The sequence below is a fragment of the Stieleria neptunia genome, from assembly GCF_007754155.1.
GTDB classification, from domain to species: Bacteria; Planctomycetota; Planctomycetia; order Pirellulales; family Pirellulaceae; genus Stieleria; species Stieleria neptunia.
Genome location: NZ_CP037423.1, coordinates 236,716 through 249,974, shown reverse-complemented (window position 1 = coordinate 249,974; position 13,259 = coordinate 236,716). Strand labels below are relative to the sequence as shown.

At 60.2% G+C, this 13,259-nt stretch carries 7 protein-coding genes; all 7 read right to left on the bottom strand.

Translation table 11 applies throughout. The features are described from left to right. Positions 1-211: 211 nt before the first annotated feature. Entirely contained in the window at positions 212-1,519 is a 1,308-nt protein-coding gene (locus Enr13x_RS00950) for a DUF1501 domain-containing protein (protein WP_145384272.1), read from the bottom strand. A gap of 7 nt (positions 1,520-1,526) precedes the next feature. Beyond that, a complete protein-coding gene (locus tag Enr13x_RS00945; RefSeq protein WP_145384270.1) occupies positions 1,527-5,231 on the bottom strand; it encodes a DUF1553 domain-containing protein in 3,705 nt (1,234 codons plus the stop codon). Continuing rightward, positions 5,228-6,664: a DUF1501 domain-containing protein gene (locus Enr13x_RS00940; protein ID WP_231744026.1), complete on the bottom strand. Its 1,437-nt coding sequence runs from the start codon at positions 6,662-6,664 to the stop codon at positions 5,228-5,230. The genes Enr13x_RS00945 and Enr13x_RS00940 overlap by 4 nt, the downstream gene beginning before the upstream one ends. Then, the gene (locus Enr13x_RS00935; protein ID WP_145384268.1) at positions 6,654-9,875 is read right to left on the bottom strand and encodes a DUF1553 domain-containing protein; all 3,222 of its coding nucleotides are present in this window, start codon (positions 9,873-9,875) and stop codon (positions 6,654-6,656) included. Before Enr13x_RS00935 ends, Enr13x_RS00940 begins: the two co-directional genes overlap by 11 nt. A 2-nt stretch (positions 9,876-9,877) precedes the next feature. After that, entirely contained in the window at positions 9,878-11,554 is a 1,677-nt protein-coding gene (locus tag Enr13x_RS00930) for a FecR domain-containing protein (RefSeq protein ID WP_145384266.1), read from the bottom strand. After that, positions 11,554-12,150 (bottom strand): sigma-70 family RNA polymerase sigma factor, encoded by a 597-nt coding sequence (locus Enr13x_RS00925; protein ID WP_145384264.1) that lies wholly within the window; start codon positions 12,148-12,150, stop codon positions 11,554-11,556. The genes Enr13x_RS00930 and Enr13x_RS00925 overlap by 1 nt, the downstream gene beginning before the upstream one ends. A 449-nt stretch (positions 12,151-12,599) precedes the next feature. After that, positions 12,600-13,100, bottom strand: a complete 501-nt coding sequence (locus Enr13x_RS00920) for a hypothetical protein (RefSeq protein ID WP_145384262.1) — start codon at positions 13,098-13,100, stop codon at positions 12,600-12,602. Between the last annotated feature and the right edge of the window lie 159 nt (positions 13,101-13,259).

Here is a 13,259-nt window from a genome sequence, read left to right as displayed (position 1 = left end):
GACACGTCTCCCACCCGTGGCCAGGACGTCGTGCAGTTCCCCAAACCACCGTCCCGGCAGGAAGTTGTGACCTCTTCAAGTCGATTGGGTCACACGCGGTCCGCGGATCGTTGTACGACGTCCTTTCTACGTCGTCGCACAGAGTGCAACGAACGACGGCCCGGAAGGGCCATCGTACGCGCAAAAAACGATCGTCCTAAACAACGCACGATCAAACCAGCAGTTCCCTAATCGGCTCGCCGCGGTCGGTGATCGGGACCGGGCGGTCGCCGGCGTACAGATTCTTTCGATAGTCGACTTGCGCAGCGGCACAGATCGTGGCGAAGAAATCAGGCACGCCGACAGGGTTGGACACGATCTTTTTGGACAGCTCATCGGTTTCACCCCAGACGCCCCGGTGGGCCATGCCGCCGCCGGCCAGGATACAACTGAACGCCGTCCCTTGATGGCCACGCCCGCCGCCACTGTCAAACTCCGGCGGACGACCGAACTCACTGGTGATCACGATCAGCGTTTTATCGAGCAGCTTCTTCTGTTCCAGATCCAGAATCAACGTGGACACCGCGGTGTCCATCTCCTGAATCAACTTGTGCTGTTGCTCGATGCCGGCATTGTGCACATCCCAGCCGGCACCGTTGAGAAAGTTCAGGTTGTGCGACACTTCAATAAAACGCACTCCACGCTCGACCAGCCGGCGGCTGAGCAAACAGCGCTGGCCAAATTCGCCGCCGTAACGTGTCCGCAAATCGGCCGGTTCGCGATCGAGTTGGAACACGCGGTTGAAACTCGGACCGCTCAGCTCCAGACTCTGGCGGATCGCCGCGTCGTAATCGATCAGTCGTTGTTCCGCGGTCGGATCTCCGTTTCGCTGCAGCGTGGCCAGAAACTTTTCTCGCCGCGATTGCCGCTGTGGCGTGATCCCATCGGGACGACTCAACCCGGCCGGGCCTCGGCTGGTATCGGTCAGATACAGATAACTGTCACGCGCCCCCAGGAACCCCGGACCACGCGTCACGTTGGGGTAGCCGATCAAGACGTACGGCGGCGCACCGTCACCGGCGGCACCGCGTTCGTGTGCGATGATCGATCCCAGCGACGGGTACGTCACCGTTCCGCTGATCGGCCGACCGGTGTGCATGCGGTTGGTGGCCGCGGCGTGTTCATCGATCATCTCATGATGCACACTACGGACCGCCGTGACACGGTCCATCAGCGGCGCGATGTTCGACAGGTGTTCGCACACCTGCACTCCGGGAACAGCCGTGTCGATCGACTCGTAATAGGAACCCGGCTGCTTCTTTTTCGGATCACCCTTGCGTTTGGGATCAAAGGTGTCGATCTGGCCCATGCCGCCGCCGAGCCAGATCGAAATCACGTGCTCGGTTTTGCCTTGGATCAGATTACCGGATGTTTCCTGCCTGGACGGATTCGCACGCCCCAAAGACGCGAGGCCCAATCCGCCTGCCGTCGCAGCAGCCGCCGTCAGCACGTCGCGTCGAGTGAAAGCTTTCATGTTCATGTCTTGATTACGGGATCCAAACAAATTCGCGGTGGTTGACCAAACTCCAAACGACGTCCTCATAAACTTCGCGCCAGGACGTTTCCAACCTCGGGTCGGGTGGTGGGCCGGCCGCGACGCGGCGTTCCAGTTCCACTTGAATCTCGTTGGCCCGCGGACGCAGATGGTTGAACCAAGTGACCAGCGGCAACGGCTCGGGCGGCTCGTATTGCGTGATCTCCGAATCGGGCAACACACGTTCGTTAAACCCGTCGGCCAGTGCGGCGGTGAATGTTTCGCGTTCCTCCGAATTCGGCAAACGGCACAGCAGACGCAGGAACAGCGTTTCGACCAACGATTCGGCGGAGGCGGCATCGATCGCAAGCTCGGCCAATTGGCTCTGTTGCGAAGCCCGTGTGAGCGTCATCGACAACGTGCCGTTGGCCAGGATGCCCGGCTGCAACACATTCGGGTCGGTCTCCCGCTGGACGATCGGCATTTGCCGCGCGCCCGTCCATCCGAACGCTTCCAATACATCGAGCACCGCCCGAGCTTTGGGCAGTGACAGACTCGGTCGATCGCGTTCGTTCTTGATATCGCCGAACATCCACGCCCGGCTGGGACGCCCCAGCGTTTGACGGTTGCTCAGCGGACGCCGCCCGTCATGCACAAACGTCAGCTCTTCGACATCGATCGAGTTGCCTGTCGCATGATGCAACGAATCGACGACTTGCTCGGCCGTCAAACGACGCCGCTCCGGCGCGTTGAAAAACCGCAACTCCGACGACGCTTGCAGATTCGTCCCGATCGCCGAGCGCTGATACAGTTTCGACGTCACGATCCGACGCACGATGTGCCGCAGGTCGTAATCGTTCGCAACAAGTTCGTGCGCGAGCCAATCGAGCAGTTGCGGATGGCTGGCGCCGCGGCCTTCCCAATCGTGGACGGGTTCGACAATCCCCGCGCCGACCAATTGCTTCCAAACTCGATTGACGATGACGCTGGAGAACCGTGTGTTCTGGGGAGCCGTGACCAGCGCGGTGAGTCGTTCGCGGGTGTCGGTCGGCTTCATCATCAACGCGTCAATCTCCGCGCCATCGACCGCACCGGTTTGCTCCGCGAATGGCCACTCGGGCGTGACCGATTCGTCCGCCGCAAGCGTCACCTGAATCAACGACTCGCGATTCTGCTGGTTTTCAAAGAACCCGGATGGAACGCGGCTGGTCGCGGGAACCTTGACCGATTTGCGGGCCATCATCGCGGCCAACGAATACAAATCCTGCTGCGTCGTGCTGTGATAGGGCGAATCGTGACAGCGAGCGCACTGCAGTTCGATACCCAAAAATGCCGACGCGATGATGTGTCCCTTGGCCGCCATCGGCGAGTCATTCTCCGCGGCCACGCCGAACCCGGCGCTGCCGCCTTCGGACGCACCACCACGCAACAACATCAATTCCGTCAGCATGCGGTCGAGCGGCTTGTTGTCCCGCAACGCATCATACAGGAACCAGCGAAACGGCCCCGTACTATTGAGCGAAGCATTCAGCAGCGATGGATTCTCCGCCAACAAATCCTGCCAGAAACTCATCCAGTGGTCGGCGAAACGATCGTCCGACAGCAGATCATCGATCAGACGCTGTCGCTTGTCGGCGCGTTGATCGCCAAGAAACGCCCTGGCCTGGTCGGCACTCGGTGGCACGCCCACCGTGTCCAGATAAATGCGTCGCAAAAACGCTTCGTCGCCGACGACCGGCGCCAGTGCCACCTGGTCGGGCGCCAGTGGCGGGGCGGGCCAGGTCGCTCCGTCGCGGACCCATTGCTCCAACAATTTAATTTGTTCGTTCGACAATCCCTCATCGGTCGGCGGCATCGCTCCGCTGCGGATCTGCGCGATCAACTCGCTCGATTCCAGATCACCGGGAACCACGGCGGGGAGTTCTGATTCACCGCCTTGCAGTGCCGCGGCGCGCGAGTCCAACTTCAAACCACCCTTGGTCTTTTCGCCGTGACAGCGGAAACATTGCTCTCGCAGCAACGGCAGCACCTTGCCGTGAAAGTGTTCGCTCTGACGATCATCGTCGGCGGCCGATTCGGCGATCGCAGTTTCAATCTTCTGCTCGACAAACGCGTCGACGGGATGACCGCCGGGCGCGGGAATCGACGGCGCCGGATGCTCCTGCGTCCATTGTCGAGCGAGCTGATGACGTCGATGCCAAAACGAATCCTGGGACGCCGCTGCGGCGCGACGGCGCTGGTCGTCGAGTTGTACCAACGAGTTTTCAATCCGATCGAGTGCCGGCTGGACAGCTTCATCAGTCAACGGCAAACGTTTCGTCCCGCCCCCCAGCACGTCATAGGACGTGCCGTCTTCGGTCAGCATCGCCACACAGACTTCGCCGGTCTCGGTACGGCGACTGCTGCCGCCGACCAACAGTTCCAACACGACACGGCAACGGCGCGTCGTGCGGTCAGCCTGCGGCTGGATCGTCGCTTCCGCGATCACTTCCTGTTGCCGATACCCGTGCACCCGCACGCCGGGCAGTGGCGGCACCGCGAGCGGCGTCATCGGTTCCTCACCGTTGGGCGGCGCCTTGCTGTGGGCCTTGGTTCGCGACACCAACTGGCCGTCGACCCACAACCGTCCCAGGCCACGGGCACGCAACAGAAAAGCATGCGTTCCGACCGGCAAATCGACGTCGGCGGCCATTCGCAACAACACCGGCGCGTTCCAGCCGGTACGAATGCCCCAATCATCGAATTGCAGCGGGATTCGAGGAAGCAGAAATTCATCGCCCACCCAACGCGCCGATTCGTCCGGCTGCATCTCGCCGTCATACAACCAACGGTCGTGTGTCGGGAAGCCGCTGAAAAGCTGCATCAACACGCGGCCTTCGGGAACATCACTCAGCTCGGGCATGACTTCGGGCTGCAGCTTGACGACACGCGGTCCTCCGACCCGTCGAAACTTTGCCGCGATCGTGTTGTCATCGAGCTCTTCGCGGTGGATGGCCACGGCGTCGATCATGCCCTTGAAACGGCTGCCGATCCGAACCTCGTCATCGTCCACGACCGGCGGCTCGCTCGTCGCGCCGCCCATGTCCCACACACCGTCGGTGGGCTGGCCGTTGATGAACCCGCGAATCGATTTGGGATCACCGAAACGATAGCGGATCGCGACGTGGTGCCATCCGGTGTTCAGCGGAAACCCTTGCTTCGACGTCCAGCGGTGCCAGTGCTTGTCGCCGCCGGTCGGCTTGGTCGCGAACAAAAAATTGACGCGTGCCTCGCCCTTGTCGCCGGTCACGCGGAGAGACCAGTTCTGGTTGTCGCGTGCAAAGCCCGGCGAACCGGTTCGCCCCTTGCCGATCACGTACCAAAGGTCTCCGGGGCGGATGCCGATCGGATTCACCCAACCCTCCAGCGTGACGGCATCACCGTTGGTGAAATCGAATTGACTTTCCGGCCCGGTGTCGGCGATGGCCATGTACCCGCCGCCGAACCGCACGGCGGAGTTGTTTGCGGCAAAGTCGGGAAATTCCGGCGGACGCGGCCCGGGCAGCTCCCGTTGCACGCTGCCTCGAACCGTCGGCGGAACGACATCGTCGTCGTCGAAGTCCCAATGCACGACATCCTGGCCCACCACCGGCTGGGATTTCGCGGTGTCTTGGGCAATCGACGCGCTGCCGCCGACCAACAACGCCAGACAGAAGAAAAATGACTGACCGTACTTCATGACGCCGCGATCTCCGTATACGCACGCCCTTCGTTTTGATCGATTCGTTCGGGGCGTCCCTTGTGGACATAAACCAGTTTGCGATGATCGACGCCCATCAAGTGCAGGATCGTCGAATGCACATCGTGGACGTGCAAACGATCTTCCACCGCGTGCAAGCCGACTTCGTCCGTCGTTCCATATGCCTGTCCCGATCGCACGCCGCCGCCGGCCATCCACATCGTGAACCCGGTCGGGTTGTGATCGCGACCGTCGCCTTTTTCGCTCATCGGTGTGCGTCCGAATTCGCCGCCCCAGACCACCAACGTCTGTTCCAACAAACCCCGTTGTTTCAAGTCCTTCAACAGACCCGCGACCGGCAGATCCATGCCGCGGCACATCTTGGTGTGGTTGGCTTCGATGTTATCGTGGGCGTCCCACTTGCTGCCCGCCCCGTGGTAACACTGCACAAACCGCACGCCGCGTTCGACCAGTCGCCGCGCCATCAACAAATTGCGACCGTACGGTTCCGTCGCTTCATCGTCGAGTCCGTACAACCGATGCGTGTCGGCGGATTCCTGTGACAGATCGACGGCTTCGGGTGCGTGCGATTGCATCTGGAACGCGAGTTCAAAGCTTCGAATCCGAGCTTCCAAATCCGTGTTGTCTTGGCGTGTGGCGGCGTGACGTTGATTCAGTTGCGACAGAAAATCGAGTTCCTGGCGTTGCTGGTCGGACGCCACGTGCTTGGGTGGATGGATGTTTGCAAACGGAGGCCCCGTCTTTTGCATCGTCGTGCCTTGATAGACCGCCGGCATGAATCCCGCGCCCCAGTTGCGCGCCCCGTTGATCACGCGGCCCTTGCCTTCTTGCATGACGACATAGGCCGGAAGATTTTCATTTTCTGAACCCAACCCGTAGGTCACCCAGCTGCCCAGTGACGGCCGGCCGGCGAACTGGCTGCCCGTGTTCATTTGGCAGATGCCGCCGGAGTGGTTGATGCCGTTGGTCCAACAGGACCGAATCACGGCCAACTCGTCGGCCATCTCTGCGGTGTGCGGCAGCCAGTCGGAAATCCACAATCCGCTCTCGCCGTGCTGTTTCCACTTCCGCGCCGAAGGAAGGATCGGCGAGTCGTATTCGCCCATCGCCGTGATCACCCGGCCGAAGCTTTCGGGGATCGGTTTGCCGGCCAACTTTTCCAATGCCGGTTTGGGATCGAAGGTGTCCAGATGGCTCGGCCCGCCGTCCATGAACAAAAAGATCACACTCTTGGCCTTCGCCGGGTGATGTGTCATCTTTGCGGCCAAGGGTGACGGAGCCGACGCCGGTGCCGCCATCGCACCGTCTTGATTCAGCATGCCCGCCAAGGCCATCGCCCCAAATCCGCTGCCGCTTTGCAGCAACATCTGGCGGCGTGACAGGTGTTCGCGATTCTTTTTATTAATCGACATAGATCATCTCATTGGAGCATAAGAGCGCGTGAAGCAACGCCACGCGGGCGCGCTCGCGGGGCGATGCCGTCGTGGCATCCCCCGATTGAATCACCGCATGCAAATCGTTGCCGGACAGATCCTGGCCCAACCGATCCGCTTTGGCGAACTGGACATCAAACACCAACCGGGCCTTCGATGCATCACCGGTCATCTGTTGCACCACTTCGTCACCGCTGAGGGCAGCTTGATGCAGACGGACATTCTGGATCAGTCCATCCCAGCGATGGCGATTCGAACGGCCACCGATTTCGATCGGCCGATCGGCTTGCACATTCCAGCGGGCACGATGCTGCACGTTCGCAACCTGTGGCTTTCCGTCAGGCTTTGACAAATCCTGCACGTAGAACGTGATACCGTTCTTCGATGCGTCGTCCAGATCGATCGACACGGCAACGTAATAGGGCCGGTTCAGTTCCAGCCGCAGATCGGACGCGACGACTTCGTATTCCGGTTTGCCTTGCGGATCGTCACGCGAACCGATCAGTTGCAAGATCAGGTTGCGGGGCTTGAACGCGCTCTTGGTGGACGTCACGCCGAGGGACCAGCCCCGTTGTGATTGATTGCCCGACCAGTTGGCGACGATCGTCCGCACGGAAGCATCCGGATACAGCGAATCCAACATCACCGTCGCTTCGATCGTGAAGTCACCACTGTCGGATGCGGTCGTGTCGGATGCGGTTTGCAGCGTCTTGACCGCCGGAATCTGAATCTCCGTCGGCCGCTCCGCTTTCAGCGAGATCGCCGATCGCCCGTCCGGGAAGGACGTCAACTGTTTCGGCACCGCGGGCATCGGAGAGATCGATTCATAGGAACCGACGAACTGCGCGGCCTGCTGAAGTTCGACGTCGCTGGGTTCGCGAAAGTAAATGTTTTGGTAAACACTGCGGACCAGCGTCTCAAGACTCGCCGAATCCATCTCGCGTGACAGATCGGTCGCCCGATCATGCAGCCACGGATCATTCATCATCAACAAGGCTTGGGGTGACGTGGTCGTCCGGTGCCGTTTGCATTGACTCTCCACACGATCAGGAAAATCGAACACCGCCAACAGCGGATCCAGCTTGTTGCGTTTGACCGTTTTGTAGATCGCGCGTTTCTCTTTCGCCAATTTCCCGCTGGCCACCAGCACCGCATCATGAATCTCTTCACCGGACAGCCGTCGTGGATTCATCCGCCACAGAAAAACGTTTTGCGGATCGAGCTTTGCCAGTTGCTCATCCATCGGCCGCTCGGAGGATTGGCGATAGGTGGCCGATGTCAAAATCAAACGATGCAGTTTTTTCAGACTCCAACCGTCCTGCATGAACCGCCGGGCCAACCAGTCGAGCAGCTCGGGATGGGACGGCGGCGTTCCTAAACGTCCGAAATCGCTGGTCGTTTCCACCAGACCACGTCCGAAGTGCTGTTGCCAAACGCGATTGACGATCACCCGCGCCGTCAGCGGATTGTCGGGATCAGTAATCCACCGAGCCAGTGCGGTGCGGCGTCCGGTCGATCGCAAGGCCGCCGGCGGCGGTTGAATCTCGGCCGGCTTGTCATCCAGAATCACCGGGTAGCCCGGGGGAATCGGCGATGAATCGGCGGAGTCGGGAATGGTGGTCGGCGGCGCGACCGGTCCGACATCACTGGCAACGAACTTGAGTGTGGGCAACGGCTCCGGTTTCAAATCGTCGAACTCGGCAAGCTGCTTTCGCAACCGCTGGCGTTCGGCCTCGGTTTCTTCATCCAACCACTCGGCCAACTTCTCCGGATGCACATCAAATTGATTCGATGCCAGCGATGCGATCTGATGCTCGTAGGGGCTGCGGTCACAGCGACGACTGGAGATCATCGCCCGAATCTCTTTGGTGAACTTGTCAAATCCTTCCCGCGTGGCATGCTCCAGCAACACCGGCGTTTCGATTTCGTGCAACCGCTCACGGATGTCCTCTGTCGCCGCTTCCCAAGCCTGTTGTTGTTGCAAATACCGGGTGCGTGTTTCCACGTCCGCGATCGGCTGATCTTCACGCGGTTGCAGCGGCGCGAAGAACGCCTTCATCGCGAAGTAGTCTTTCTGTAGCAGCGGATCAAACTTGTGGTCGTGACAACGGGCACATTTCAATCCCTGCGCAAGGAACACGTCGGCCGTCGTCTCGGTGACGTCGCTGAGAATCTGTTGCCATTGGCCCTCCACATCGCGTTGATTCCATTCGTAGATCCAATGCCGCAGATACATCGTGCCGATCAACGCGTCACGGTTGCCGGGATCGACTTCATCGCCGGCCAGTTGTTCCATGATGAATCGATCATACGACTTGTCTTCGTTGAAGGACCGAATCACGTAATCGCGATAGTGGTACGCTTCGGGACGCCCATGATCGGCGTTGTAGCCGTCCGAATCGGCGTAGCGAACCAGGTCCAGCCAATACCGCGCCTGGTTTTCTCCGTAGGCGGGCTCGTCAAGCAATTGATCGACGAGCGCCTCGTACCAACCCTCGCCGGTGGCCAGCGAGGCGGATGATGGACCGCTGGGCGGCAGTCCCGTCACGGCAAAGTGGGCGCGTCGAACGAGTTTCCCGGATTCGGATTGCGATGCCGGCTCGATGCCTTCTTGATCGAGTCGCTGGAACACAAAGTGGTCGATCTCGTTGCGGCACCAACCGTTATCGTCCACCTGCGGCACGTCGGGATTGCCGATCGGTTGATAGCACCACCAGTCGCGATCGGTGTCGGTGATCTTCGGCGTCGGCTTCAACACCAGACCCTGCGGCCAGGGCGAATCCGCTTGGATCCATTGCTCGATTCCGACGCTGACCGAATCGTCCAACTGGCCACTCGGCGGCATTTCGAACGATTCGTAGCGCAGGGCTTCGAGCAACAGGCTTTCCTCCGGTTTTCCCGCGACGATCACGGGTCCGGAATCACCGCCCTGGAGCAGGCTTTCGAAGGTATCGAGCCTTAAGCCGCCTTCCTGTTTGGACTCGCCGTGGCACTTGATGCAGTGCTGCATCAGCATCGGACGGACATGAATCTCGAACAGATCACGCCCGGGAGGGACGCTTTCGGCGGCGGCTAGCGATGCGGTCGGCAGCAGTGACAGCAGCAACAGCGCGGCGAGAGAACAGGTTCGCCGGGCAAGCCGGCGGGGATCGCAAGCTGGAAGCTTACGCCACTTGGATTCATTTCCCATGTTCAGTTCAGCTCCGGTAGGCCGGCGATGAAGACCGGATCAACCATGTGTTTGTCATCCAGCGCATCTTGAAAAAAAAGTCCGTCAACGCTTTCGTTCGGTGCATACCCCAGATCGGACAAATCGATTCCCACGGCCAACCCGCGAAACCGCATCGCCTGGCGTTGCTGCACGGCTTGGATCGTTTGCAATTGGGTGACCGAGTCCGCCGGTTGGGCGAACAGGTGGACGTAAAAATTCGCTAACACCTGGACCTCGGGCGATTCCATCGTCAAGTCGTATCGGCGGATCGTGTGGGACGTTAACCCTTCACGAAACACCAGCGGACTGACGTGAAACGCATCGCCATCGATCGGGTTGCCAAAGGTTTGCAAATCAAAGAATACCACGTCGGCTCCCGGCCCGTTGCGAACGGGCGCATCGAACCGGACGGCGAAACCCGGCGTTCCGGCATCGCCCGCCAGAATCGGATCGCTCGTCAACGGTTGCTCGCTGCCGTCGGGATTGATCACGCCGGTGACCAGACTGCGATCGAACACGACATCCGTTGCCGGAACGGGCAACTGTTGACCGCCGCACAGGTACGCCCGAGGCTCGGTGGCTTTGAACCAGGTTAAACGCGCCGCGATCAAGTCATCCGCGGCGATCTTCACCACGCGTCCGCCACGCTGCATCGTGACGCTGGTCAGATGCTCGGCACCACCGCCGACCGACTGCGTCGCCTCGTAGGACACCACACGATCAGGCAACCCGCGGCGATAGACGTTGGAATCGAAAGGCACCGGTTGGGCGCCCACTCGGCCCGCGGCGACAAACGCTTTCGCTTGCCCGCGGATCAATCGCGTTTGCGTTTCTTGTTCCGCAGCAACCGCGTCGGAACGCTCGTAAACATCCGCCGCCCCCTCGGTGACATGCACTTCCGTCTCGCTGGTTTCCGACACGCTGACCGCGAACCGTGTCCCGCGGTCCACCACTCGAGTCGCCGGCGTATCGATCCGAAACCCTTCGGCGCCATCGGGGGCATGCACGCTACAGCGACCGACGTCCAGGGCCAAGCTTTCATCGCTGGTGACGCGAAACACCGCGGGGCCTTCCAGGATCGCGGACGCACCGGCGGGAAACGCGACCTCCACCATGCCGCTCATCAGCACATACTCACGTTGCGGCGTCAGCACCGTTCCGACCGGCGGCGACAGTTCGCCGAAGAACGTCGCGTGCGCGGTACTGGCCAGCCGCACCTCGGCCTGCCTCGCCGCCATTTCAACGCCCCGCTGCCGCTTGGGCAACAGCAAAAACGACAACGCTGCAAGCAACAACACCGCCGCAGCGACCCACATCCCGACCGGCTTCAGACGCCGGCCGCCGGGAACGGTCAGCCCGTTCGGTGCTGTTTCACCTGGCGTCGTTCCCGTCTGGGCGACATTCGACATCACGCGGCCGACAAAATCGTCGTGACTCTCCGGCAACTTGGCCATCGTTTCACGCACGAATTCATCCTGCCGGTTCGGTGCTTCTTCGACGACCAATCCCAACAGCCGATGCGTTTGAAATAGATCTGCGGCCAACTCCACACGGCTCTGGTCGGCCGCCAACAATTCTCGCAGCTCGGCCAGACCGCGCTGGTCCAACTCCCCTTCCAGATAGTCGGTCCACAGCTCGGTGAATCGATCGTCTGTCATCACGCTGAACCTCCGTTCGCGGTCGCCATTCGGGTTTCAATGCACAGTTGCAGCTTCTGCCGGACCTTCCAAAGCTGTTTCTTGACGGCGGGGACCGAACGATCACAGCGGGCCGCCATCTCTTCCAACGGAATCTCTTCGTCGTAACGCCAAGTGATAAATTGGCGCAGCGACTCGCCGAGGGAGTCCAAACACATCTGCAAACTCTCCAGTCGCGTCGTCCACATCTCCGGCGTCTCGTCGCACCGCCGATCCAGCTCGCGTTGCAACAGATCAGGCCCGTAACGGGCGTGATAGTCGGCGATCCGCCGCAGCCGAGTCGTCTCGGTGCGCAATTGAAACCGTGCGATCGTGAACAACCAGGCGGCGAAATCCGTCCCCGGTTGGTACTCCTTCAGCCGCGTGAACGCGGCCACAAAACTGCGTTGGGCGAGCTCATCCACATCCACACCCGGCGGCGCGTGGGCGGCCAGCCAGGCCCGCAATGGCCGTTCATAGCGGCGCACGACGCCCTCAAATGCTGCCGTCTCACCGCGACACACACGCCTTAACGCAGATTCGGTCTGCAAATCGTCGAAGGGGGAATCAGTTGCCATTTCATGAGGTCTATGGCAGCAAGGCGGGACAGGTTACCCCGATCGGTGAAGAATTCGGGCGGTTTCCAAGAAGAGACAGTGTAGTCCACCACCCCTTTGCTCAAGCATCGCCGAAAACCCCACAGACCAGCCTTCGGGCCAGTCCAAGACCACCCACGCCTTGTGAATCCGAGCGAAAACGAGATACTACGAAGGCCACTGATCGCCGCCCCGAGGAGAAGGCCGTCAATCCAATATCCAGCCGAGCGTAAGGCGGCAGATGAGACCTCCATCCTGGCCAACCGGGTAATAAACAAGTTCGTCCAGCCAAGCAGACGTTCATGGAATGTCAACAACCAAGTAGTTTCAGCAGCGACTCGAAAAGGGGAACGTTTCTATCATGGCTCGTACCTGTCGTGGTTTTCGTAGTCTTGTTCGTGGGCAATGTCTACGCAATTCCAGAGGTATTATCAGATGCTCGTAGAGCTACGGGCGTCGATGCGCGGCGCGCCATCTTGTTTCGCTACTTTCATCTCTACGCGGTTCTCTGTTTCGCTTCGTCCCTCGTCTTGTTTCTTGGACGACGATTCAATCGCTTTGCGGTCGTCTTCACCACGTTTTTGCTTTTCGTGATTGCGACGGCGCAGGTTGCCTTTCACTGGTCCATGGTATGGTTTTGGGACGGAGTTGAAGCAGGGCTGTGAATTCAGCCGTAGTCGCATTGCCGAGGTAAATGGACGAACCAGGGTTGCAACGGATGCCGCGAATTGACGCTTTTGAAGTCGAGAGTCGTCCGCACGGCCCCACTGAACGCTGCCGTTAGCGCTGCTAACCACCGCCTGTCGACGGATCGCCCTTTTTCTTTTCGCGTCTTCTCGTGCTTTTTGTGGCAATTCATCTGCTGCGGTTTTACTGGTGCGCTGACGCCGTCGAGAAAAAGGGTCAAGAGCCTTTTTGGCAGTTCGTTGCATGCTTGCCAACTTCCGCAACGCAAATCGGAACGGTTGTCTTGATCGAGACCCGCGGGTGATGCATCGGTCGGAGAGGGAGGTAGGAAAATTTTGGGTAGGAAAAGAGGGCCCGGTGTTTGCCGGGTGTCTCGTCTTTCAGCCGCCCTTTTTCCTACCCGA